Genomic DNA, 23918 nt, shown 5'->3' on the forward strand with positions numbered 1-23918 from the left:
CGGTCAATTGCAGGAAGTGAATCTGAGTGCCCCGTCAGGCTAAAGTTTTCGTATCTATGGGGTTGATTCTTTGTCTAAGCGCAGAAACTTAAAACGGGAAAAGCAAGAGCGCAACCGTGCCTACGCCCGTAAATTCAAAAAACGCAAGCTGCGCAATGATGGTCGTGGTGAAGGTGCCGGCAACGGCGTTACCGGTACTGCCAACAACGGTGGCGCTGCCGATTAATCCGCAGGTATAGATGCTTTTTAGCATTGTTATTCCAACCTATAATCGTTTGCCAATATTGAGCAAATGCCTGGCTGCCCTTGAAGCCCAGAAGGGTTTGGAAGAAGGCGACCATTTTGAGGTTGTATTGGTAGACGACGGTTCCACGGACGGAACCGTCGACTGGCTACAGGAAAATCAACAGCAGCTAACTCACCTGAGGCTGGTGTGCCAAGAACATGGCGGCCCCGCTCTCGGTAGAAATCTTGGTGTTAAGGAAGCCAAAGGCGAAGTAATTATCTTTATCGATAGCGATTTAGTTGTGTTGCCAAGTTTTCTTGCTGAACACAGCCGTTCCTTGCGAAAATCCTGGAAAGATCGCGGTAATCGCTTGTGTTTTACCTATGGCGCAGTAATAAACACCCACAATTTTGAATTCCCATGCAGTGAACCCCACAAGCTCAGTGATCTCTCGTGGGCATATTTTGCAACTGGAAATGTAGCTATCGATCGCAGTGTTTTAGTGCAATCGGGTTTGTTTGACCCTGCCTTTCAACTTTATGGTTGGGAAGATCTGGAACTTGGTGAACGGCTTCGGCGAATGGGTGTTTTGTTAGTACGCTGCCCTGCCGCGGTGGGATATCACTGGCATCCAGCCTTAAGCCTTGAACAACTTCCCGATTTAGTGCGAAAAGAGCAGGAACGAGCCCGAATGGGCCTGGTTTTTTATCGCAAACATCCCACCAGAAGAGTGCGTTTCATTATTCAATACACAGCCCTTCATCGCTTGTTATGGGATTTGTTAACTCTCGGTGGAATTTTGAATGTGAATACTCTGAAGCCCCTTCTGGCTTGGTTAATCAAGATAGGAAAACCTGGCTTGGCTATGGAACTGCTGAGATTGCCCTTGAATCGGATTGGTGTAGAGGCAATGTTTAAACAAGCCCGTCAGGCCAACTGGTAAGTTTAGTAAGTTCTTTCATTCCGCACACCCGCACGTTTCGGGTGAAGTAAGACCAAATGGTCGAGCTTCCCTGGCGGGTGGTGGCCAACCCGAAACCCACCGATGGCAGTTGTTACCCTCTCCGAGATGATGGAGGCTGGTGCCCATTTTGGCCACCAGACCCGCCGCTGGAATCCCAAGATGCAGCGCTACATCCATTGCGCCCGCAATGGTGTGCACATCATCGACCTCGTGCAGACAGCCGTCTGCATGAACAATGCATACAAATGGACACGCAGTGCCGCTCGTTCCGGCAAACGTTTCCTCTTCGTAGGCACTAAAAAGCAAGCAGCTGAAGTTATCGCCCAAGAGGCTGCCCGTTGTGGTGCCAGCTACGTAAACCAGCGCTGGCTGGGGGGGATGCTCACCAACTGGACCACCATGAGGGCGAGGATTGATCGCCTTAAGGATTTGGAACGGATGGAAAGTTCCGGTGCCATTGCCATGCGTCCCAAAAAGGAAGCAGCGGTGCTACGCAGGGAGCTAGACAGACTTCAGAAGTATCTTGGTGGCTTGAAAAATATGCGCCGCCTGCCAGATGTTGTGGTGCTCGTTGATCAAAAACGCGAGTACAATGCGGTTCTGGAATGTCAAAAGCTAGATATCCCACTTGTTTCAATGTTGGATACCAATTGCGATCCAGACCTCTGCGATGTGCCCATTCCCTGCAACGATGATGCAATTCGTTCGGTGCAGTTGGTGATCGGCCGCCTGGCAGACGCCATCAATGAAGGCCGCCATGGCGCCCATGATCAAGGCGCCGAACAAGAGGATGAGGGCTAAATTCCCTCCTGCTTCTCCGCTCCATTCCGCTCTACAATCCGCCCTGCTCCCCAGTGCCTCCTATGGCTGAAATTTCAGCGAAACTAGTTAAAGAACTGCGCGACCAAACCGGCGCTGGGATGATGGATTGCAAAAAAGCACTCCTGGAGGTTGATGGCGATCTTCAAAAAGCTACTGAATGGCTACGACAAAAAGGAATTTCCTCAGCTGAAAAGAAGGTGGGTCGCACAGCAGCTGAGGGTTCAGTTGGAAGCTATATCCATACCGGCGCAAGGGTTGGAGTGCTTGTAGAGATAAATTGCGAAACTGATTTTGTTGCTAGGGGCGAAAAGTTTCAAGAGTTAGTTCGTAATGTTGCAATGCAGATTGCCGCATGTCCAAACGTTGAATTTGTTTCTACAGACAGCATTCCCCCTGAAGTGGCTGAACGCGAATCTGCCATCGAATCAGGTCGTGATGATCTCGGTAATAAACCAGAAGCGATGAAGGTAAAAATAGTTGAAGGTAGAGTGGCAAAAAGATTGAAAGAGTTGGCGTTGCTTGAGCAACCTTATATAAAGGATAGTTCTTTAACAGTATCTGAATTAGTTAAGCAAGTAGCTGGTATTCTGGGGGAAAATATTCAAGTAAGACGATTCACCCGATACACTCTCGGAGAGGGTATTGCGGTAGAAAAATTAGATTTTGCAGCTGAAGTTGCTGCCATGGCTGTTTGATTAACGGCGAAATGGGGGCATCCTCTGAACCCCTGCTTCAGCTTTCTTTAATTCAAGCTAAGGGAGAGAGGGCTGTGCTTGCCCTTTACCCCTTGCTTGAAGAGTATTTGTCTATATTAAAAGTACAGTTAGAACCTGCTGTTTTTCAAGCTACTTTTCAATTAGTTACTCAGCACCAACCGGAAAATTTCAATAATCTCAAAGAAGAGGTGCGCTGGAAATTTAGAACAAGACTTCGTTGGCTTTGTGGCCGTTGTTCAAGCTTTCTCAACGTTGAGCAGCTTTTGCAGCTCGCGATTAAGCTACAGAAGCATGATCCTGAACCGCAACTACTTGAAAATGAAGTAGTTGAATCAAACCTGCCTCCAGGTTCAATTTCTTTATCTTTGGAATTAGCTCCATTAATGGATGGATTTAATCCGCGGGACTTTAGTCAAAATAATCAAGAAGATGAAGAAAGTCTTCCGGCTACTTTTAAGCTAATTCAACAGATGCTTGCAGCTGCCTCATTTAAAGGGGTATCACATCTACAGCATTCATTTCCAATGCCCCATGAGCCCCTCGCACTGCACCGTTGGTTGATGGCATGGGACTTTGCCCTCGAGCGTAGATTGAGAAACCTTAGTAATGCTGTAAATGTTGAGTTGCATCGCAGGGGGCTTATTCGCAACGTTTTGCCAATCGCCTTATTAGACGCTGTGCAAGAAGGTAGTGCTGATGTTCTCTCGGCTCCAGCAAATTTGATAGCGATAACCTTGCCGTATCCCCTAGGGAGCAGTGAAGATTTTTCGCTGCATGGGGTTTTGTTACGCAGCAGCGATATGGAATATCTCTACCCATCATTGCGCTCTATTCGGGCGCGAATCAACCAAATTAATACAAAATTACTCAGAATAGCGAGAAGAGCACAGCACTGGGAGCAGCAGCTGGCCACCCGAAAAGCGGAACAGCAGTGGATCAAAGACAGCCGCCAAGACGAAACTCCGATCTCTTGAAGGGAGGGCAAATATCAATTGAATTAGAGCAGTGGTTTACCCGGCTACAGCAAAGCCTTGGCCTTGAAGTTGGTGCTGATTATTTAAATATTCAAGGCAAACGCAGCCAATTTAATAATTTTTTGGCCGCATCATGCTCGCAGCCCCCAGCTGGTTTAACAACAGATCAGCAAGAAAAACTGCGGAATTATGCGGAGGGATTTCACAATTACAACAGCTTGTCTGTAGATCAGAGAAAGCGCATCGTAATTGATCTGCGCCGTAGTCTTCATCAATGGCGAACAGAGCTTCAACCTACATCATCCCCATCAGCTCCTAGATTACGGCTAGAAAAAATAGATATAGATACTTCAGAAAGTATTAGTAAACTATCTACTTTCAATCTAAATACACCACTTGGGCAGATTGATGGTATCAGTTCAAAACTAGCCACACAGTTTGCAAAAATAAATTTATGGCTGGTTAAAGATTTATTACATCATTACCCAAGGGATTATGTTGACTACTCCCAATTAGTACCAATTAGCAGCCTGCAGCCAGGCTCAACAGCAACAATTGTGGCAACCGTAAAGCGCTGCCATGCATTTGTAAGCCCTAAAAATCCAAATCTTTCTATTCTTGATTTGCAATTGCAAGATCCAAGTGGAAAACTTAAAATTAGTAAATTTATGGCTGGCCGTCGTTTTACAAGCACCGCTTGGCTTCATCAGCAAATGCGCTCATATCCTGTTGGTGCAAGGATCGCTGCTAGTGGACTTGTAAAGGAAAGCCGTTTTGGCATCAGCCTTCAAGATCCATTGCTGGAGATTTTAGAAACTCCTAATACAAAATTGCAGTCGCGTCAGATTGGTCGCCTGCTTCCTGTTTACCCCTTAGGCGAAGGATTGGTAGCAGAGCGCTTAAGGGAGTCGGTTATAAAAATTCTTCCTGTTGTTAATCAATTGCTAGATCCTTTACCGGATGTTTGGCGTTTAAAATTAAAACTTATAAGTTTAAGGGAGGCTCTTTATCAAATACATCAGCCAGAATCGGCAGACTTTCTGCAGGCAAGTCGTCGTCGCCTTGTATTTGATGAATTTCTGCTTTTGCAATTAGCTCTTGGTTTACGACGTTTGCAGATTAAACTTAAGAATGCGCCAGTTTTGCCAGCTTCAGCTGTAGGAAATAGATTACTTAATTTTCAGAAGTTATTGCCCTTTCAATTTACGCCGGCACAAGCACGTGTGCTTCAGGAAATAAGAGCTGATATGGCCAAACCTCAACCGATGGCTCGCCTATTGCAGGGAGATGTGGGAAGTGGCAAAACTGTAGTTGCTATTGCGGCGCTTTTATGTGCAATTGATGCTGGCCACCAGGGCGCCTTGATGGCCCCTACTGAAGTTTTAGCGCAACAGCATTATGAGAAGTTGTGTAGTTGGATGCCTCATTTAAATGTTACCGTTGATCTGCTTACTGGCTCCACCCCAGCCCCTCGTCGCAGGGCGTTGTTACAGGATCTTGCTAATGGACAGTTGCAATTTTTAGTTGGCACCCACGCCCTTATTGAAGATCCAGTTAATTTTGTAAGTTTAGGCTTAGTTGTTGTAGATGAGCAGCATCGTTTTGGTGTAGCGCAACGCAACCGCTTGCTGAATAAAGGGCTTCAACCCCACCTTCTTACTATGACGGCAACGCCAATTCCACGAACCCTTGCACTAAGTGTGCATGGCGATTTAGATGTAAGCCAGATAGATGCTCTTCCTCCAGGGCGCTTACCAATTATAACGCAAGTACTTAGTAATCAGGAGAGGTGGATTGCGGAGGAATTAATTAGAACTGAGGTGGCTGCTGGTCATCAGGCTTATGTTGTTTTACCTCTGGTTGATGAATCAGAAAAAATAGAACTTCGTTCTGCTGTTGAGGAACATCAAAGATTGGCCCATGAGGTGTTCCCAGATTTAAGCCTTGGCTTGCTACATGGTCGCCTTAACAGCTCTGATAAACAAGCAGCCATCGAAGCTTTTTCCCGTGGTGTAACTCAAGTTCTAATTTCCACAACAGTTGTAGAGGTTGGGGTTGATGTTCCAAATGCCACGGTAATGGTTATCGAACATGCAGAACGCTTTGGCCTTGCCCAAATGCATCAACTAAGGGGCAGAGTAGGAAGAGGAACTTCCCCATCCCATTGCCTTCTAATTAATAACAGCAGTTCTGCGATAGCAAAACAAAGGCTTGATGTTTTAGCGCGTAGCTCGGATGGTTTTGAAATTGCTGAGGTAGACCTTAGGTTGCGGGGGCCAGGACAGGTTTTGGGCACTCAGCAATCAGGCCTACCTGATCTTGCCCTTGCCAGTCTTAGTGATGATGGCAGTATCCTTGAAGAGGCTCGCGATGTAGCCCAAGCGATCTTGGCAGCAGATCCTGAATTGATAGAACATCGCCAGCTGGCTGAGGATCTTGCCTTACAAAAACAAAAATTAGCAAATGCTGCCCGCCTAAATTGAATTTATTTCATATGCAACGACCCTGGAATTCACTAAGCATTCATGATTGTGGGGAGCCTCTAGTTAGCCTTCCAGCCTGCTTAGCTCGCTGGCAGCCCCACCCGTATGCAGTTTTAGGGGCTCCATATCCTGAGGGAATTGACCCATTTCGACTACGCCAAGCAGTGCTGCTGCGGCTTCTTAAAGCTCAGTTGATATTGCAACAAGGTCCACTGAAATGTGGGCTACTTGTATTTGATGCCTGGCGGCCAATTGCTGTGCAGCAATACATGGTGGATTGGAGCCTTGCCCAGCCAGGGGCTACGGCTGCGGCCGTGGAAGCGTTATGGGCGCCACCCAGCACAAACCCCCTTACACCGCCGCCCCACAGCACTGGCGCAGCGGTTGATCTTTGTTTAGTGGGCAACGATGGGGTACGCCTAGCGATGGGTGGAGAAATTGATGCTTGCGGCGATATTGCAAAACCGGAGCACTTTGCAAACGCGTTGGCGGGCTCAGAGCAAGAAATTTGGCAGTTTCATAGAAACCACTTAGCCAAGGCGATGGCAATGGTGGGTTTTAGTCAGCATCCCCATGAATGGTGGCACTTCAGCTATGGAGATCAAATGTGGGCCTGGCACTGTGGGATGAGTTCAGCTCGTTATGGAACAGCACCCTGCGGTTGAAGTAGATCCATAAGCTGTTTTTTCTCTAGTTGATTGCAATAGTCACCAAAACTTTGCTTCTTCCCGTTATCGCGCCAATGTTGCAACAAAGGTTTAATGGTGATTTCAAGATCCATTAAAGGGAGTTTATCGAGGATCGGCTGCGCCAAGCGCGTGAGGCCTGGATTGCCGCCCAACCAGAGTTGATATTGATCAACACCACTACCAACTAAAGCCAGCTCAGCCATATACGGACGAGCGCAGCCATTTGGGCAACCCGTCATACGAAGCAGAATAGGTGTTGTAATTTCTTCCGCCTCAAGCAATTTTTCAAGTCTTTCAATTACTGAGGGCAGAATTCTTTCTGATTCAGTTATGGCAAGTCCGCAGGTTGGCAGCGCAGGGCAGGCGATCGCATGGCGTGAAAGGAGGCTTGTTTCCGCTGGATTTGTCCAGCCGATTTCAGCAAGGGCTTCTGCTACTTCCTGACGCTGGTTACGGGCGATGTTGCAAAGCAAAATATCTTGATTAGCGGTAAGCCGTATTTCGGGAAGATAACGCTCCACAAGTTTTCTTAAGCCAACTTTGCGTTCCCCATCCAACCGGCCACAAAGCAAGGGAAGACCAACAAACCAACGGCCGTCGCCCTGTTGGTGCCAACCCAAATAATCCTCGAGTACAGGCTTTGGCTCTATTAAAGCTGCGGTAATGCCGCCAGGAAAATAACGCTCAAGTTCGCTGCGGAACCAGGCGATGCCCCGATCATGAATCAGATATTTCATGCGGCCATGGCGCCGTTGTTCGCGATCGCCGTTGTCACGTTGCAAAGCCACCACGGCCTGCACAAGATCGAGAATATCGGTTCCTTTTACATAACCAAGGCAATCAGCTGAACGGGCAAAGGTTTCTTCCTTGTTGTGAGTGCGGCCCATCCCACCGCCCACGTAAACATTGCAACCTCTCAATTTCCCAGCCAAATCAGTAAACGCAACAAGGCCAAGATCCTGGGTTAACAAATCGATTGAATTGTCTCCAGGCACCGTTACGCCCACCTTGAATTTGCGGGGCATGTAGGTGGAGCCGTAGAGGGGCTCCTCTGGATCACCACTGTTGAGCTTGCCCTCGAGCTGCCGCTTACGCACCTTGCTGCAGGCGATTGACGGACGAATTTTGTAGCGCTTTTCCCCATCTACCCAAAGTTCTAAGTAGGCCCCTGCAGCTGCTTTTGGTGCCAATAGATCAGCAATATCGTCTGCTAAACGGCGAGCAACTGGGTATCCAAGGCCCTCATATGGGGCGGCGGGAGCCATCACGTTGCGATTGATATCGCCACAGGCAGCAAGGGTTGAACCCAGATTCCTAACTATTGATGCGAGCACAGTGCGGAGATCTTGCTTTGCAATGCCGTGAAGCTGAAAAGCCTGCCGTGTCGTAACACGCATGCTGCCATTGCCGTATTGATTGGCTAATTGATCCAGAGCAAGGAAAAGTTGAGCGGGCACCTTGCCCCCTGGGCTGCGCAAGCGCAACATCATTCCCCAATCCTTAGCCTGCCCCTTGAGGCGGTTATCACGGTTGTCTTGCTGGTAAGAACCATGAAATTTCAAGATTTGCACGGCCCCATCAGTGAAGAAGGGCAAATCGTTTTCTAGTTCGCTTGCCAGGGGCTCTCGCAGGTGCTGGCTGTTTGCCTTTAACTGCTCAAATTTGCTGGGTTCTTTAGAAGCCAAAGGAGTTGGCGCAATAGTCACAGGCTGGCTCAGGCTCCGGATCAACGTCTTAGCAACGACCATAAACAATCCAGCCCGATGGATTCATAAAGTTGAAGAAGAAACTAAAAGAAGTTGCCCACATTTCTGTTGGAAATCGGAACCGAGGAACTCCCGGCCGATTTCGCTCGACTCGCCATACCTCAGTTACAGCAGTTGGTTGAGGCGGAATTACAGCTGCATCGTTTGGATTTTGGCAAGCTGCACTGCACAAGCACCCCAAGACGCCTCGCGGTTTTGGTTGAAGATCTCCAATCGCAAGGGAAGCAACAGAGCCTTGAGCGCAAGGGGCCACCAGGCAGCCAGGCCTTCAGCGCAGGGAAACCAACGGAGGCAGCCCTTGGTTTTGCCCGCCGTTGTGGAGTTTCAGCTGAGAGCCTCGAAATAAGGGAAACAGCAAAGGGACCTTTTGTATTCGCAACTGTGGTGGAGGCAGGCAGTTCTTGCGTTGATGTGCTCACCAAGGCGATTCCCACCTGGATCAATGCATTGCAGGGAAGAAGATTTATGCGCTGGGGGAGCGGGGAGGAGCGCTTTTCAAGGCCTCTGCGCTGGTTGGTTGCAATGCTGGACGCTGAGTTGCTTGAAGTGAAACTTACAAATACCGATCCAACGATTGTGAGCAGCTGCTTCAGCCGTGGCCATCGCCTGGCCCGAGAAGAAATAAAAATAACAAGTGGGTTGTTATATAGTGATCAATTAAGAGCCGAAGGAGTAATTGTTGATAGAGAAGAAAGAGCTAAACTTATTGGCGATAGTATAAATATGGCTGCTGCAAAACTTGAAGCAAAGCCAGACCTTCCTAAGGAATTATTTGAAGAGTTAATAGATTTAGTTGAAGCCCCCTTAATGATAATAGGCGCTGTGCCAAATCATTATTTAGATTTACCGGCAGAGGTGCTATGCACTGTAATGCGAGTTCATCAGCGTTACGTTCCTCTTTATGCAAGGAATACAGTTGTAGATCCCTTATCACTTAGTGCGCGCGAATATCTATTGCCAAAATTCCTTTGTATAACAAATTCATTACCCGAAGCTGTTGAGCAGGTGCAGCGCGGCAATGAAAGAGTGTTAGAAGCACGATTGGCAGATGCGCAGTTTTTTCTGTTGGCAGATCAAGCAATTACATGTGAGGAACGTCGTTCCCAGCTTGCACGGGTAAGCTTTGCAGCGGGTTTGGGCAATTTGCTTGATCGTACTGAAAGATTGGAATGGTGCGTATTTGAATTAATAAAAATGAATGGGGAAATAAGTAAAATTGAAGCTGAACAAATCAGCAGAGCAGCCCACTATTGCAAACATGATTTAGTAAGCCAGATGGTATCTGAGTTTCCCGAGCTGCAAGGAATAATGGGTGCTAAATATTTATTAGCTGAAGGAGAAAGCAGAGCAACTGCCTTAGCTGTTCTTGAGCATTACCTGCCAAGAGGGGCGGGTGATGTTTTACCCAAATCAAAAGAAGGAAATTTATTAGCTATTGCAGAACGATTGGAATTACTTCTTAGTATTTATGCTAAGGGAGACCGTCCAAGTGGATCATCTGATCCCTACGCATTGAGGCGAGCAGGCAATGCGCTTCTACTTTTGTTATGGGACATGAATTGGAGCTTGAATCTATGGGAACTACTACAAAATGCCTGCGAACATTGGTTTCATCTCTTACCCCATTTAACAATTAATTCAAATGAATTGGCAATTGAATTAGCTGAATTTTTACAGCAACGCTTTCTAAGCTTGCTACAGGAGCAGGGTTGCGATCTAGATATTGCACAGGCGGTAGCCGGCCTAACTAATGAATCAAAAAGAATCCTTAATAATGTTACAGATGGGCAAATGCGAGTGAAATTACTCGCGGAACTACGGCGCAAGGGCTCACTACAAGCGGTACAAGTTGTTGTTCAAAGGGCTGCAAAGCTTGCTGAAAAAGCAGAACTAAACCCACTCACAATAAGACCTGATGAGGTTATTGATATAAAATTGTTTGAAAAAACAAGTGAGCACGAAATGTATAAAGTGTTAAAGCAACTGGAAGATGTTTGCAACAAAGGCTCAAAAGCTTATGTGGAACTAGCAAATATATTAGCAAGTAGCTCGAACATATTGGCAAACTTTTTTGACGGTGATCAAAGTGTAATGGTAATGGTTGAAGATCATGATATAAGAAGAAATAGATTAAATATGCTTGGAGTACTTAAAAATCAAGCCTATATTTTAGCAGACTTTAGTTGTCTTAATGCCACCTTTGATAGCCCCTGTAGTTAGCATTAAGTTTGCTTCCTCCTCCGTTCTTACGGCACTGGCAACGGGGACGTAATGGGCGGGAGCAAGAGCATTTCCTCTGAAAACGGCACCGATAGTTAGAAAGGTAAGTTTTAATTGTTGCCAAGGATTCATGGTAACAACTCGCTTATAGAGATAACTGTCGAATGTAAGACGTTGTACATCTTTATCATCACACATTTCAACAAAAGCCTCTCGTGCTGCATCATTGCGGTAAAAAATATTTTGTAATAACTCAAGAACCTTATATGTAGCTCCGTACTTTCGATCCCATTTCTTCAAATATACTTTGAGATCTTTCTCGGTAGGTACTTTACTTCCAGCCGCAGATGATTCAACGATTTGTTCTGCGCACATTCTGCCACTTTTAGCAGCAAAATATATACCTTCTCCTGAACTTTTTGTAACATAACCAGCGGCATCACCCACCAAGGCCATGCGACCAACCACTCGCCTGGGCCTGGGATGTTCTGGAATCGGATGAGCCTCTACCTTGATCACTTCACCATTTAGAAGTCTTTTTTTTGCCCGTTCACGAATGCCCTGCTGGAGGCTCTTAATTAGGCTTTGGTTTTCCTGCATGGTTCCAGTTCCCACTGCCACATGATCGTATTTAGGAAATACCCAGGCATAAAAATCAGGCGAAACGTCTGTACCTACATACATTTCGGCCAGATTTTCATAATATTTCATTTCTTCAGGAGGTAATTTGATTCTTTCTTGAAAAGCAATGGCTACGTTGTAATCTCCTGCGTCCATAGCTTTAGCAACCCTACTATTAGCACCATCTGCGCCAATAATAATATCTACTTCAATACTACAAGCTACACCGGTTGAATCCCCGGAACTGTAGTCTGAATAATATAACTTGTAAGGTCCTTGGCGCTTCAATCCGGTATCAATTTTAGTAACAAGTCCATTGATTAATTTTGCGCCATTTTCTGCGGCGCGTTCACGCAAAAATGAATCCATCACTTCCCTGCGACACATACCTATATATTCATCTTGATTTTCTAAATTAATATCAACCTCTCGATTTGATGGAGATATCATTTTCATATGACGAACTTTCCGATCAATGATCGATTCAGGTAAGTTGAACTCCTCAACCATGCAAAGGGGTATGGCACCTCCGCAGGGCTTTGCGTTATCTAACTTCCGCTCAAAAATCCAGGTTTCTAATCCTGCTTTTGCCAGCACCTCAGCTGCACAAGAACCACTCGGACCACCTCCAACAACTGCTACACGCACCATTTAATAAATCCTAAGAAAGGAATTCACGTTCCTAAAAGCTAACACTGTCCCAACTGGCACCGCTGGTTAAATTGGTGTTCAGCACTACGATCTTTGTGATTTCATAAGCAAGTCTGAATGCAACGCATTCGAGAAGACGTTCCAATCGCCCGGCGAGTACCGCGAGGGGCAAAATCCCGTGATCTACCAATTGGACCCGTTGTCTTAAGCGTGGCACTGGCTCTAGGCACTGGGCTCGCAGCTTTATTTTTGCTCCAGGATCAAATCAGTCAGGGCTTTTTAGCTCCCTCACTGGTGGCTGGAATTGATGTGAAACCAGATCAATTCGGCCGCCTGCTGGGGCATTTCCCTTACCCGGAAGCAACTGCGGATCAGCTCATTGAAATTGCTCCAGGAATGTTGTTGCAGGCAGATGCAGCAGCGGCCTATGAGCAGATGCGCCGTGCAGCAGAAACTGATGGAGTTGAGCTTCGCTTAATCAGTGCCTACCGCTCGATGAGCACCCAGAAGCAGATTTTCTTTGATGTGAAATCTGAGCGAAATCAAACTGCAGAAGCAAGGGCAAAAGTAAGTGCCCCGCCTGGCTATTCAGAGCACAGCACCGGCTATGCAATCGATATGGGCGATGGCAGCCTGCCTCAATCCAACCTGTCGGTGGATTTTGAAACCACCCCAGCTTTTTACTGGCTGCAAAACAATGCTCAGCGTTATCACTTTCAACTCTCCTTCCCCTTGGGCAACCGTCAGGGGGTGAGCTATGAACCCTGGCATTGGCGCTTTGAAGGCACCAGCGATGCTTTGAAACGCTTTCAACCGGCAAACCAACATGAGCAGCGGGGGGTATAGTCGCGAAAGCCAAGCCCTGTCGCAAGCTGCGCTTGGTAATCCGTTAGAAATTTTTCCGAGATGAGCGCCAGCACCATGCGCGCAGCGATTCGCAATATCGCGATTATCGCCCACGTTGACCACGGCAAAACTACCCTTGTAGATGCCCTCCTTCAGCAATCCGGAACTTTCCGAGACGGGGAAGTTGTTCCTACTTGCGTGCTTGATTCCAACGATCTGGAAAGGGAAAGGGGCATTACTATTCTCTCAAAAAATACAGCGGTTGATTACAACGACACAAGAATCAATATTGTTGATACCCCTGGCCACGCTGATTTTGGTGGCGAAGTGGAAAGGGTCCTGGGAATGGTTGATGGCTGTTTATTGATTGTGGATGCCAATGAAGGGCCGATGCCACAAACCAGATTTGTGCTTAAGAAAGCTCTTGAAAAGGGTCTTCGGCCGATTGTTTTCGTAAATAAGATTGATAGACCAAGAGCCGATCCTGAAATCGCTGTTAGCAAAGTTCTTGATTTATTTATTGAACTGGGCGCAGACGACGATCAATGTGATTTCACATATTTATTTGGTAGTGGCCTGGGTGGTTACGCCAAGCCAGATATGGCTACAGAAAGTGAAAATATGAAACCACTTTTTGATGCAATTTTACGTCATGTACCACCACCGATTGGCGATCCTGAAAAGCCATTGCAATTACAGGTAACAACCCTTGATTATTCTGATTTTCTCGGCCGAATCATAATTGGCAAAATACACAATGGAGTCATTAAAAACGGCCAGACAGCGGCTTTGCTTAAAGATGATGGCTCCGTAAAAAAAGCAAGAATTAGCAAGCTTCTTGGTTTTAAAGGCTTACAACGGATAGAAATACAAGAGGCATTTGCAGGCGATCTTGTTGCAGTTGCTGGCTTTGATGATGTTAATATTGGTGAAACAGTCGCCTGTCCTGATAATCCTGAAGCGCTTCCTCTAATTAAGGTTGATGAACCAACCCTACAGATGACCTTCTGTGTAAACGATTCACCGTTTGCCGGCAAGGAAGGTAAATTTGTTACCAGCCGCCAATTGAGAGATCGCTTACAGAAAGAGCTTCTCACCAATGTTGCACTTAGGGTTGAAGAAACAGATTCTCCAGATCGCTTTTCCGTATGTGGGCGTGGCGAACTTCATCTTGGCATTTTAATTGAAACCATGCGGCGGGAAGGCTTTGAATTCCAAGTATCTCAACCCAAAGTAATATTTAAAACGATTGACGGACACACCTGCGAACCCTATGAAGCACTAGTGCTCGATGTTCCAGAGGAATCTGTTGGTAATTGCATTGAAAAATTAGGCGTCCGCAAAGGTGAAATGCAAAATATGGAAACCGGAATTGACAAAAGAACCCAACTTGAATTTGTTGTGCCATCAAGGGGCTTGATCGGTTTCCGTGGTGATTTTATTCGGGCAACACGAGGTGAGGGGATTATGAGCCATTCATTCCTTGAATATCGCAGAATGCAAGGTGATCTCGATGCTCGCCGCAATGGGGTATTAATTTCTTTTGAAGAAGGAACAGCAACTTTCTATGCATTAAAGAGTGCAGAAGATCGTGGTGTCTTTTTCATTACGCCTGGCACTAAAGTATATAAAGGCATGATTGTTGGCGAAAATAGCCGCCCGCAGGATCTAGAACTTAATATATGTAAAGCAAAGCAGCTAACAAATATTCGTTCTGCTGGCGCAGATGAGCTGGATGCCCTTCAGACTCCGATTCAGATGAATTTAGAGAGGGCGCTTGAATACATAGGGCCAGATGAAATGTTAGAAGTTACACCTGAATCCATTCGTTTGCGCAAACTTCCGTCTAAGAAGGTTGTGAAGCGCTAACTCCTGTGGAAGCATTTAAGGACCAGCGCTTTTGCAGTGGAATTGAAAATTTTAATGATGGGCAGTATTATATTGCCCATGATTTATTTGAAGACTTATGGCACGATACTCAGGAACCAGAAAGGCGTTGGATACATGGAATAGTCCAGATTTCAGTTGCAATGTATCATAAATTAAATGGCAATATAAACGGTGCTATCCTTTTACTTGCAGAGGGGATAAGTCGCCTAAATAGCTCTCTTTCTACTCCGGCAGGATTGAATGTTGAGTTATTGTTGAAAGCGTGCAAACGACAGCTTGAATTGTTGCAATATTTCCAGCAAAAACATGAAAAATCACTACCACTAAATGAATATGCTGCCTACATATCTCTTTTCCCTCAGCCATTGCTCGTATTTGAAAGCTAAAAATATTATGAATTTTAAATCTTTTGTATTTGCATTAGTAAGCGGTGTAACCATTGCATCTAATGCATTCTGTACTCCTCTTATAACTGTTGAATCAGATCTTCAACAAGCAGACAACACAACAGGGGTTGTAACAGCTACAGGTAATGTAAGAGTTCTTTATCCAGAAAAAAAGCTTACTGCCACTGCTAACCAAGCTCAATATTTCACAAAAGAGGGGAGAATTGTCTTGAATGGTGATGTTGATGTAATTCAAGAAGGTGGAAATAGGCTGAAGGCTCAAAGAGTTATCTATTTTGTTGCAAGTGATCGTTTAATCGCAGACCCACCAGCAGGGGAACAGGTAAAAAGCTGGATTCGCATAATGCGCCAGACACCATGACTTTGTTGTTGCAGAAGGTTTCTCTGAGTTTTTCAGGCAAACCTGTTGTAAGAGATGTTTCTCTAGCTTTAGCTCCCGGAGAGGTGGTGGGCTTGCTTGGCCCGAATGGTGCTGGTAAAACGACTACTTTTAATCTTGTAACTGGCATGTTGAAGCCAGACCTAGGCGATGTGCTTTTAGATAACAACTCGATTAAACAATTATCAATGCCTGAAAGGGCCCGCAAGGGTATTGGTTATTTAGCTCAAGAAGCTAGTATCTTCAGAAATTTAAGTGTGCGCGATAATCTGTTATTAGCGATGCAGCAAAGCGGTGTTTCTCCCAGCGCACAAAGAGGGCGCTTAGAAGAACTGGTAATTGATTTTCAATTAGAGCGTTTTTTTAATCGCAAGGGCTTTCAGCTCTCAGGTGGCGAGCGGCGGCGCACCGAGGTGGCTCGCGCCCTAGCTGTTGGGGTGTCGGGGCCGAGATTTTTATTATTGGATGAGCCGTTTGCAGGTGTAGACCCGCTAGCTGTTAATGACCTGCAGCAACTAATAATTTCGCTTCGAGATCGTGGAGTTGCAATGTTAATAACAGATCATAATGTACGCGAAACCTTATCTATTACCGATCGAGCATACATACTTACCGATGGTTCAATCCTTGCCTCAGGCACCGCCTTTGATCTTGCTAATAATCCATTAGTTCAAAAGCATTATCTTGGCGAGGGATTTGTGCTATGAGAAATTTATTTCAGTTGCTTGCTCGCCGTTGGCAATCGATACCTTTAATGGATAGATGGCTTTTATCAGAATTAATTGGGCCACTGTTATTTGGCATTGCAGCTTTTACTGCTGTAACACTTTCAGTTGGTGTGGTTTTTGAGTTGGTGCGTAAGGTAGCTGAATCAGGATTGTCGATTGCAGTTGCTACGCAAGTTTTATTTCTAAAATTGCCCGGATTTCTTGTTCTTTCATTTCCAATGGCCACCCTAATGGCCACTCTTTTGGCCTACAGCCGTTTATCGGGGGGTAGTGAGCTCACAGCGCTGCGCAGCATCGGAGTTTCAACGATGCGTTTTGTTTTACCAGCGATATGTTTAGCTGCTGTAATGAGTGGTCTCACTTTTATGTTTAATGACCTTATTGTTCCACCGGCTAATAGAAGCGGTTACGTAACCTTACAGAAGGCACTAGGCAGAAGTATTGATTCTGAAAAGGGTGAAAATATTATTTATCCAAGATATGGAAAGGTTGTAGGCTCCTCAAGTGCTGGAGATAAAGAGCGTTTAGTTCATCTCTTCTATGCAAGAGATTATTTTAATGGTGCGATGGTTGATGTTACTTTGCTAGACTTTAGCAGGCCAAATAGCAGGCAGATGCTTACTGCAAAACTTGCTAGATACGATCAAAAATCTGGGAATTGGGAGTTCATAAATGGCAATGTTATTAATATTTCGGAAAATGGTGGCATGAATACTACAGCCGAATTTGATAGTTATTTTTATCCGCTCGGCCAAGGCCCTCTAGATCTTGCTGAGCTTCCGAGAGATGCAAACAATATGACCGTGGCCCAAGCAAGGGAAGGGTTAAGAATTCTGGAACAAGCTGGAGACCGTAAGGAAGCTCGAAAACTGCGCGTTCGCATTCAGGAAAAGTTCTCTTTCCCTGCTATCTGCTTAGTTTTTGGCTTGATTGGGGCCAGCTTGGGTTCAAGGCCAAACGGTCGTACTAGTCGAAGTCAAGGTTTTGGTATCAGCGTGCTTTTAATTTTTCTTTACTACCTCTTGGCCTTTGTTTTCAGTTCCCTTGGCGTTAAGGGCACCCTCACGCCTTTGCTGTCCGCCTGGTCTCCAGTTCTTATTGGGCTTGTGGGAGGGGCTTATCTGTTGCGAGAAGCGAGCCAATAAATGCTGATTCTCTCCTTCTCAACCAATTTTGTCCTAAACCATAGGTATCTTCCATGACGCTTCCTTTGACGGATCCGGTTCTATTGCTTGGTCTTATGGCCTTTGGTTCGCTTTTATTAGCCTTACCAATAGCTTTTTGGAGTCTTAGCGGCAATCCAGGCGCTCTAACCGAAAAACTTGTGCGGATTTTGGTTGTTGCTGCAAATTTGCTGCTCACCGCCCAATTGGTGTTGCGTTGGCTTGACTCGGGGCATTTCCCCATCAGTAACCTTTATGAATCACTTTGTTTTTTAGCCTGGGGTTGCACACTTACCCAGCTTCTCGTAGAGCGCAGCTGGCCCTCACCATTAGTTCCTGCTGCCACCACCCCAATGGCACTGATTTGCGTTGCATTCGCAAGTTTTGCCTTGCCAGACACCTTGCAAAACGCGGCTCCGCTAGTGCCGGCGTTGCGCTCTAGCTGGCTTGTGATGCATGTAAGCGTGATAATGATGAGTTACGCCGCCCTTTTAGTTGGTTCTCTGCTATCAGTTGCTGTTTTACTTACAGAGCGAGACCAATTACTAGAATTGCGCAGCAGTTCAATCGGAAGTGGTGGTTTTCAGAAGGCTCGCTTAGATGCAAGCGGAAGTGTTTCCTTAGAAACAACAACTTTTGGTTTAGGAGAACGTTTAGATAACCTTAGCTATCGCACTATTACAGTTGGATTTTTGTTGCTAACCGTCGGCTTAATTAGTGGCGCGGTGTGGGCTAATGAGGCTTGGGGCAGTTGGTGGAGCTGGGATCCAAAAGAAACATGGGCCTTAATTTGTTGGTTGGTTTATGCGGCCTATCTTCATACACGCCTTACAAGGGGTTGGCAGGGTAGAAAACCAGCATGGGTTGCAATTGGAGGCCTAGTGGTAATTTGCGTTTGTTATATTGGAGTGAATTTACTTGGTATTGGTTTGCATAGTTACGGCTGGTTCTTTGATACTTGATTTAATTAACGCTCTCAAGTAGTTCTTGAAACTTTTCATCACAGCCCAGCTTATTAATTAATGTATTCCTCTCCCACAAGCAAAGCTGCCTTTCAGGGAAGCCTTCTATCCAGTCGTCGATAACATGGATTGGTTTACCGAGATTGAAAGGTGGCAGCTCTAGATTAAGCAAACGAAATGAACCTGTAGTTATATCTTTGTTATTAGTACAATTTTGGTGATTAGAAGTTAAGATATAACGAATATCACTTTCTAGAAAATTTTGTATTGCTACTGCAATATCTTTATAGGAAAGATGAAATAAGCAGTCTCTGCATAGCCAGAGATCAGCTTGAGGTAATTTATCATTTGTTATATCCAAGCTTATAAAACTTTTATTTGCATCTCCATAAAGCAGCTGATTTTTTTCTATTAGTGCTTTTACTATATCTGCCCCTATATATGAAATAGCTGTATTCCATTCAATAGCTCTAAGCCAGTTGAAATCGCCGCATGGTGAATCGAGTATTACATGCACTCCTAATTCTTCTACAAGAGCTGGAATTTTTGATCTTATGTTTTCTGTATATGCCAAAGTAGATCCTGGACCGGAAACGCTTTCGCTATCTCCCCAAGTATTGTTCTGATAGTAGTAATCAAAAATATTATTACCGGCTTTAAGCAAATCAAATTTTTGCGTAAAGCTAATTCTTACCGATTCAATGAAGGGAATTATCCAATTTTTAAACATCTATTCAGTTGCTTGGCGCTTGGCTGTTGCGAATATTGGTAATGGCTTCTGCGTAATTATCGGTATTAAAGATGGCGGAGCCAGCAACCAGGGCATTTGCACCAGCTTCAATAACTTGCCAAGCATTATTTGCTTTGATGCCCCCATCAACTTCAATCCAAGGGTCAAGGCCTCTTTCATTGCACATCTGCCTAAGAGCGCGCACTTTGTTCACTGCAGATGGTATGAAACTTTGACCACCAAAACCGGGATTCACACTCATTATTAGAACTAGATCACAGAGTTCTAGGCAATATTCAAGGCTGCTCAAAGGAGTACCTGGGTTCAATACAGCACCGGCTTTGCAGCCCAAATCACGAATTTGCCCAAGGTTTCTGTGCAGGTGAGGGCAAGCCTCTACCTGTACATAAATGTGATCTGCACCGGCTTTGGCAAAATCTGCTACATATTTTTCTGGCTCAACAATCATTAAATGCACGTCTAGGGGCTTGCTGGTGACGGGCCGCAGTGCCTCAACCACCAGTGGGCCAATGGTGATGTTGGGCACAAAACGGCCGTCCATTACATCCACATGGATCCAGTCGGCTCCAGCCTGATCCACTGCCCTCACATCATCGCCAAGCCTTGAAAAGTCTGCGGAAAGGATCGATGGGGCGATCACAAGGGATTTCTTTGACATAAACACGCAGTCGATAACGGAATTGTACGGAGCTCCCTGGCCTGGAACGCTGATACAGTCGCTCACACAGTTCTTCGCCCCAGCCCCCTTGGACCGCACCCTCATCCAGGAAATTCTTGAAGTAGTAGAGCAGGCGGCCATCGCTTCCGCTGAACTCACTGGTATGGGACTAAAAAATGAGGCGGACGCCGCTGCAGTTGAAGCCATGCGCAAACGCATGGGACTCATCAACATGCAAGGCCGAATCGTTATTGGTGAGGGTGAGCGGGATGAGGCCCCCATGCTCTACATCGGCGAAGAGGTTGGTACTGGCACAGGCCCGGGCGTTGATTTCGCCGTAGACCCATGTGAGGGCACAAACCTTTGTGCAAACAGTCAGAGGGGCTCTATGGCTGTTCTCGCTGCCTCAGATCGTGGCGGTTTGTTTAATGCGCCCGATTTCTACATGAAGAAGCTGGCTGCACCCCCTGCCGCCAAGGGCAAGGTTGATATTCGCAAATCAGCAACAGAAAACATCGCAATCCTCAGCGAGTGCCTTGGTCTTGCTCCTACAGAGCTGGTAATCGTTGTAATGGACCGCGCACGTCACACAGATCTAATTGCTGAAATTCGCACCACCGGCGCTCGGGTACAGCCAATTTCAGATGGAGATGTTCAAGCAGCCATCGCCTGTGGTTTTACAGGCACAGGCACCCATTGCTTAATGGGCATTGGCGCAGCTCCTGAGGGGGTTATCTCCGCGGCAGCTTTGCGAGCCCTTGGCGCTCATTTCCAAGGTCAATTGGTATACGACCCTGCAGTGGCTCAAACCTCTGAATGGGCTGGCTACACCAAAGAGGGCAATATTGCCCGCCTCAACGAAATGGGTATTACCGATGTAGATAAGGTTTATGAAGCTGATGAGTTGGCCTCTGGTGAAAATGTTGTTTTTGCAGGCAGCGGCATTACCGACGGTTTACTTTTCCATGGTGTGAAATTTGAAAAAGATTGCACCCGCACCAGCAGCCTGATCATCAGCACCCTCGACAACACAGCAAGGTTTACAAATACAGTGCACATCAAAGAGGGCGCAAAAAGCATCGCCCTGCACTGAGCTCCGCTTCTATCTTGAACCGCTAGCAATTGGGGGTGGTGATTTTGGTTGCCACTCCCATTGAATCCCCTTTGTTTCAGCCATGCATCTTGCCGTCGTAGGTCTCAGCCACCGCACGGCTCCGGTTGAAATCCGAGAACGGTTGAGTATTCCTGAGCATTCCTTGGAGCAGTCCCTGAAGGAATTGCGTGCTCACGACCAGGTGCTGGAAACCTCAATACTGAGTACCTGCAACCGTTTAGAGATCTACAGCCTGCTTAAAAACCCCGAGGAGGGTGTTGAGGCAATTCAAAATTTCCTTGCCAGCCACAGTGGCTTACCTGGCCCGGAATTACAGCCTCACTTATTTGCCTTACACCACGAGGAGGCAATTCAACATCTTTTAAGAGTTAGTGCCGGCCTTGATAGCCTGGTAATTGGGGAGGGTCAAATCCTCAGCCAAGTAAAAAAAATGTATCGATTGGGGCAAGACCATCAATCGATTGGCCCGATTCTCAATCGCCTGCTTAATCAAGCGGTTAGCACCGGCAAGCGGGTGCGTACTGAAACAAATCTAGGTTCTGGAGCTGTATCGATCAGCTCAGCTGCTGTTGAATTGGCGCAATTAAAGGTTGGCCAAGAACAGGGCATAGATGAATTGGTATCATTAAATAATGAAATAATTGCAGTTGTTGGAGCAGGCCGTATGGCCAGGTTGCTTATTCAACATCTGCAATCCAAGGGCGCAGCAAAACTTGTGCTGTTGAATCGCACAGTGTCAAAAGCAGAACTACTGGCAAGCGATTTCCCTGAACTACCCATTGAATGCCTGGGTTTAGAGCAGTTAGATAAACAATTATGTGCCTGCTCACTATTATTTACAAGTACAGGGACCGAGGAGCCAATAATTGATAGCAAACGAATTGATAATTTGATAAGGAATCAAAGATTGATGTTGATCGATATCGGTGTGCCACGCAATATCAGTTCAGATACCAGCCTTAGCCGCAATGTTCAATGTTTTGACGTAGACGATTTGCAGGAGGTTGTTGATCGCAACCAAGCGGCTAGACGAGAACTAGCCGTTCAGGCGGAACGGCTCCTCGATGAAGATCGGCAAGTGTTCTTGGAATGGTGGGATGGCCTGGAGGCTGTTCCCACCATCAATCGCATGCGGCGCCACCTAGAGGAATTGCGTCAGCAGGAATTGTTAAAAGCTTTAAGCCGCATGGGATCCGATCTCTCAGATCGGGAGCGCAAGGTGATCGAAGCGCTCACTAAGGGCATTATCAACAAGGTGCTCCACGGCCCCACAACGGCCCTGCGGGCGGCTCAGCCCCGTTCACAAAGACTTCATTCCATGGAGGCCCTCGAGAGGCTCTTTGGGCCCTTTGCTGGCCAGGGTGATGGCGATCAAGGCAGCGATTAGTAAGCGGTTTTATTAGAAATCGGCCTACAAAAATCGAGAGGCATTAATCACAAAGCAAGCGTGATCAAACCAATTCCTTGCCGAATTGGGGGGGCTTCCACCAGAGTGGCGCCGCTGCAGGGGCTAGATGAAAAGAGTTTTGGGCATCATTCTTGGAGGCGGAGCCGGCACCAGGCTCTTCCCTCTCACCAAGATGCGGGCTAAGCCGGCTGTGCCCCTTGCTGGAAAGTATCGACTTATCGATATTCCGGTGAGCAATTGCATAAATAGCGGGATCACGCAAATTTATGTTCTTACCCAGTTCAATAGCGCTTCATTAAACCGGCATATTTCGCAGACCTACAATCTCTCTACAGGTTTCGGCCAGGGCTTTGTTGAGGTTTTAGCAGCCCAGCAAACACCCGATAGCCCTAGCTGGTTCGAAGGCACGGCAGATGCCGTTCGCAAGTATGAATGGTTATTTAAGGATTCGGATGTAGATGAGATAGTAATTCTTTCTGGCGATCAACTTTACCGGATGGATTATAAATTATTTGTTGAAGAACATCGCCTTAGTGGGGCAGATCTCACAGTTGCAGCTCTTCCAGTTGATGCGCAGCAGGCTGAGGATTTTGGTCTAATGCATACAGATAATGAAGGTTGGATAAGTAAGTTTAGAGAAAAGCCCAAAGGCGAAGCTCTTAAGGAGATGCGAGTTGATACTGCAAGCATGGGCTTGAGCGAATCTGAAGCGGCACGCAGACCATACCTAGCTTCGATGGGTATCTATGTATTTAAGCGGGATGTATTATTTAAATTGCTTGCTGAGAATCCTGAAGCAACAGATTTTGGTAAGGAGATCATTCCAACTGCATTGCAGGATGGCTTAAAATTAAAATCATACTTTTTTGATGATTATTGGGAAGATATCGGAACGATTCGTGCATTTTATGAGGCTAATTTAGCTCTCACGGCCCAACCTGATCCGGCTTTTTCCTTTTACGACAAACAATTTCCTATATACACACGCCACCGATATTTGCCTCCTTCTAAGTTGCAAGACGCTCAAGTAACCGAATCAATAATTGGTGAAGGTTCCTTGCTTAAAGCCTGCAGCATCCATCGATGCGTTTTGGGAGTTAGATCGCGCATCGAAAATGAGGTTGTTCTTCAAGACACTCTCGTTATGGGTTCTGATTACTTTGAATCAGGTGAAGAGCGAGAACTCTTGCTCGAAAAGGGTGGAATTCCCATGGGAGTGGGAAGAGGTACAACCGTAAAAAGAGCAATTTTGGATAAAAATGTTCGCATTGGCGCCAACGTTACGATCGTAAATAAAGACCATGTGGAGGAGGCGGACAGGCCTGAACACGGTTTTTATATCCGTAATGGCATCGTGGTTGTTGTGAAAAATGCTTCCATTGCCGATGGAATGACGATCTAATTCGTTCAAACCAAAGCTTTGGGATCCGAACAGATCGTTCTTCTTAGCAGGCTCTTAAGCCGCTTGTTGCCACACTGA

The 23918-nt window shown here is 46.2% G+C and carries 22 protein-coding genes; 18 read left to right on the forward strand and 4 right to left on the reverse strand.

Annotated features, from left to right (window positions below; genetic code table 11):
- Positions 1 to 70 precede the first annotated feature (70 nt).
- The 7 genes from KB557_RS01110 (at position 71) to KB557_RS01140 (ending at position 6850) form a co-directional block, all read left to right on the forward strand.
- Positions 71 to 226 (forward strand): hypothetical protein, encoded by a 156-nt coding sequence (locus KB557_RS01110; RefSeq protein ID WP_106500986.1) that lies wholly within the window; start codon positions 71 to 73, stop codon positions 224 to 226.
- 13 nt (positions 227 to 239) lie between these two features.
- Positions 240 to 1169, forward strand: a complete 930-nt coding sequence (locus KB557_RS01115) for a glycosyltransferase family 2 protein (RefSeq protein WP_255130956.1) — start codon at positions 240 to 242, stop codon at positions 1167 to 1169.
- A gap of 102 nt (positions 1170 to 1271) precedes the next feature.
- On the forward strand, positions 1272 to 1991 hold the full coding sequence (gene rpsB / locus KB557_RS01120; RefSeq protein WP_255130957.1) for a 30S ribosomal protein S2: 720 nt from the start codon (positions 1272 to 1274) through the stop codon (positions 1989 to 1991).
- Between the two features lie 62 nt (positions 1992 to 2053).
- The gene (tsf, locus tag KB557_RS01125; RefSeq protein WP_255130958.1) at positions 2054 to 2707 is read left to right on the forward strand and encodes a translation elongation factor Ts; all 654 of its coding nucleotides are present in this window, start codon (positions 2054 to 2056) and stop codon (positions 2705 to 2707) included.
- A gap of 11 nt (positions 2708 to 2718) precedes the next feature.
- Positions 2719 to 3702, forward strand: a complete 984-nt coding sequence (locus KB557_RS01130) for a hypothetical protein (protein WP_255130959.1) — start codon at positions 2719 to 2721, stop codon at positions 3700 to 3702.
- On the forward strand, positions 3660 to 6185 hold the full coding sequence (recG, locus tag KB557_RS01135; protein ID WP_255130960.1) for an ATP-dependent DNA helicase RecG: 2526 nt from the start codon (positions 3660 to 3662) through the stop codon (positions 6183 to 6185). Before KB557_RS01130 ends, recG begins: the two co-directional genes overlap by 43 nt.
- Positions 6182 to 6850: a M15 family metallopeptidase gene (locus tag KB557_RS01140; protein WP_315856175.1), complete on the forward strand. Its 669-nt coding sequence runs from the start codon at positions 6182 to 6184 to the stop codon at positions 6848 to 6850. Before recG ends, KB557_RS01140 begins: the two co-directional genes overlap by 4 nt.
- On the opposite strand, the gene sir is transcribed toward KB557_RS01140, so the two are convergent.
- Positions 6826 to 8622, reverse strand: a complete 1797-nt coding sequence (gene sir / locus KB557_RS01145) for a sulfite reductase, ferredoxin dependent (protein WP_255130961.1) — start codon at positions 8620 to 8622, stop codon at positions 6826 to 6828. The genes KB557_RS01140 and sir overlap by 25 nt on opposite strands.
- Before the next feature lie 51 nt (positions 8623 to 8673).
- Here sir and glyS point away from each other — a divergent pair, with 51 nt between their 5' ends.
- The gene (gene glyS, locus KB557_RS01150) at positions 8674 to 10860 is read left to right on the forward strand and encodes a glycine--tRNA ligase subunit beta (protein ID WP_255130962.1); all 2187 of its coding nucleotides are present in this window, start codon (positions 8674 to 8676) and stop codon (positions 10858 to 10860) included.
- On the opposite strand, the gene chlP is transcribed toward glyS, so the two are convergent.
- Positions 10810 to 12132, reverse strand: a complete 1323-nt coding sequence (gene chlP / locus KB557_RS01155) for a geranylgeranyl reductase (RefSeq protein WP_255130963.1) — start codon at positions 12130 to 12132, stop codon at positions 10810 to 10812. The two genes, glyS and chlP, sit on opposite strands and share 51 nt — an antisense overlap.
- Positions 12133 to 12249: 117 nt before the next feature.
- On the opposite strand from chlP, the gene KB557_RS01160 reads away from it, so the two are divergent.
- From KB557_RS01160 to ccsB, 7 genes are read left to right on the forward strand one after another with little or no spacing between them, the layout of a single operon-like run.
- Entirely contained in the window at positions 12250 to 12978 is a 729-nt protein-coding gene (locus KB557_RS01160; RefSeq protein ID WP_255130964.1) for a M15 family metallopeptidase, read from the forward strand.
- Between the two features lie 60 nt (positions 12979 to 13038).
- Entirely contained in the window at positions 13039 to 14847 is a 1809-nt protein-coding gene (gene typA, locus KB557_RS01165) for a translational GTPase TypA (protein ID WP_255130965.1), read from the forward strand.
- Between the two features lie 5 nt (positions 14848 to 14852).
- A complete protein-coding gene (locus KB557_RS01170; protein ID WP_255130966.1) occupies positions 14853 to 15254 on the forward strand; it encodes a DUF309 domain-containing protein in 402 nt (133 codons plus the stop codon).
- Positions 15244 to 15636, forward strand: a complete 393-nt coding sequence (locus KB557_RS01175) for an LptA/OstA family protein (RefSeq protein ID WP_255130967.1) — start codon at positions 15244 to 15246, stop codon at positions 15634 to 15636. Before KB557_RS01170 ends, KB557_RS01175 begins: the two co-directional genes overlap by 11 nt.
- Positions 15633 to 16361: an LPS export ABC transporter ATP-binding protein gene (gene lptB, locus KB557_RS01180; RefSeq protein ID WP_255130968.1), complete on the forward strand. Its 729-nt coding sequence runs from the start codon at positions 15633 to 15635 to the stop codon at positions 16359 to 16361. The genes KB557_RS01175 and lptB overlap by 4 nt, the downstream gene beginning before the upstream one ends.
- Positions 16358 to 17527 carry an LptF/LptG family permease gene (locus KB557_RS01185; RefSeq protein WP_255130969.1) on the forward strand — a complete coding sequence of 390 codons (1170 nt, stop codon included), beginning with the start codon at positions 16358 to 16360 and terminating at the stop codon, positions 17525 to 17527. The genes lptB and KB557_RS01185 overlap by 4 nt, the downstream gene beginning before the upstream one ends.
- A 53-nt stretch (positions 17528 to 17580) precedes the next feature.
- Positions 17581 to 18507, forward strand: coding sequence for a c-type cytochrome biogenesis protein CcsB (ccsB, locus tag KB557_RS01190; RefSeq protein WP_255130970.1), 927 nt, complete (start codon positions 17581 to 17583; stop codon positions 18505 to 18507).
- A gap of 1 nt (position 18508) precedes the next feature.
- Here the strand turns inward: ccsB and KB557_RS01195 are convergent, their stop codons facing one another.
- A complete protein-coding gene (locus tag KB557_RS01195) occupies positions 18509 to 19237 on the reverse strand; it encodes a class I SAM-dependent methyltransferase (protein ID WP_255130971.1) in 729 nt (242 codons plus the stop codon).
- A 4-nt stretch (positions 19238 to 19241) separates the two neighbouring features.
- Entirely contained in the window at positions 19242 to 19916 is a 675-nt protein-coding gene (gene rpe, locus KB557_RS01200) for a ribulose-phosphate 3-epimerase (RefSeq protein WP_255130972.1), read from the reverse strand.
- A gap of 88 nt (positions 19917 to 20004) precedes the next feature.
- Here rpe and glpX point away from each other — a divergent pair, with 88 nt between their 5' ends.
- From glpX to KB557_RS01215, 3 genes are all read left to right on the forward strand, one after another.
- Positions 20005 to 21009 (forward strand): class II fructose-bisphosphatase, encoded by a 1005-nt coding sequence (glpX, locus tag KB557_RS01205; protein ID WP_255130973.1) that lies wholly within the window; start codon positions 20005 to 20007, stop codon positions 21007 to 21009.
- An 82-nt stretch (positions 21010 to 21091) separates the two neighbouring features.
- Complete coding sequence (locus tag KB557_RS01210; protein ID WP_255130974.1) at positions 21092 to 22417, forward strand: glutamyl-tRNA reductase; 1326 nt, start codon at positions 21092 to 21094, stop codon at positions 22415 to 22417.
- Positions 22418 to 22544: 127 nt separating this feature from the next.
- The gene (locus tag KB557_RS01215; protein ID WP_255130975.1) at positions 22545 to 23840 is read left to right on the forward strand and encodes a glucose-1-phosphate adenylyltransferase; all 1296 of its coding nucleotides are present in this window, start codon (positions 22545 to 22547) and stop codon (positions 23838 to 23840) included.
- Positions 23841 to 23918: the final 78 nt, after the last annotated feature.

Source organism: Synechococcus sp. Cruz CV12-2-Slac-r (assembly GCF_024346075.1).
Classification (GTDB): domain Bacteria; phylum Cyanobacteriota; class Cyanobacteriia; order PCC-6307; family Cyanobiaceae; genus Synechococcus_D.

Excerpts from the sequence above, each read along its gene's own strand:
- KB557_RS01195 (WP_255130971.1), bottom strand. The coding sequence starts at position 19,237 with ATGTTTAAAAATTGGATAATTCCCTTCATTGAATCGGTAAGAATTAGC.
- tsf (WP_255130958.1), top strand. The coding sequence starts at position 2,054 with ATGGCTGAAATTTCAGCGAAACTAGTTAAAGAACTGCGCGACCAAACC.
- rpsB (WP_255130957.1), top strand. The coding sequence starts at position 1,272 with ATGGCAGTTGTTACCCTCTCCGAGATGATGGAGGCTGGTGCCCATTTT.
- rpe (WP_255130972.1), bottom strand. The coding sequence starts at position 19,916 with ATGTCAAAGAAATCCCTTGTGATCGCCCCATCGATCCTTTCCGCAGAC.
- KB557_RS01185 (WP_255130969.1), top strand. The coding sequence starts at position 16,358 with ATGAGAAATTTATTTCAGTTGCTTGCTCGCCGTTGGCAATCGATACCT.
- KB557_RS01210 (WP_255130974.1), top strand. The coding sequence starts at position 21,092 with ATGCATCTTGCCGTCGTAGGTCTCAGCCACCGCACGGCTCCGGTTGAA.
- KB557_RS01160 (WP_255130964.1), top strand. The coding sequence starts at position 12,250 with ATGCAACGCATTCGAGAAGACGTTCCAATCGCCCGGCGAGTACCGCGA.
- lptB (WP_255130968.1), top strand. The coding sequence starts at position 15,633 with ATGACTTTGTTGTTGCAGAAGGTTTCTCTGAGTTTTTCAGGCAAACCT.
- typA (WP_255130965.1), top strand. The coding sequence starts at position 13,039 with ATGAGCGCCAGCACCATGCGCGCAGCGATTCGCAATATCGCGATTATC.
- KB557_RS01115 (WP_255130956.1), top strand. The coding sequence starts at position 240 with ATGCTTTTTAGCATTGTTATTCCAACCTATAATCGTTTGCCAATATTG.
- ccsB (WP_255130970.1), top strand. The coding sequence starts at position 17,581 with ATGACGCTTCCTTTGACGGATCCGGTTCTATTGCTTGGTCTTATGGCC.
- KB557_RS01130 (WP_255130959.1), top strand. The coding sequence starts at position 2,719 with ATGGGGGCATCCTCTGAACCCCTGCTTCAGCTTTCTTTAATTCAAGCT.
- sir (WP_255130961.1), bottom strand. The coding sequence starts at position 8,622 with ATGGTCGTTGCTAAGACGTTGATCCGGAGCCTGAGCCAGCCTGTGACT.
- chlP (WP_255130963.1), bottom strand. The coding sequence starts at position 12,132 with ATGGTGCGTGTAGCAGTTGTTGGAGGTGGTCCGAGTGGTTCTTGTGCA.
- KB557_RS01215 (WP_255130975.1), top strand. The coding sequence starts at position 22,545 with ATGAAAAGAGTTTTGGGCATCATTCTTGGAGGCGGAGCCGGCACCAGG.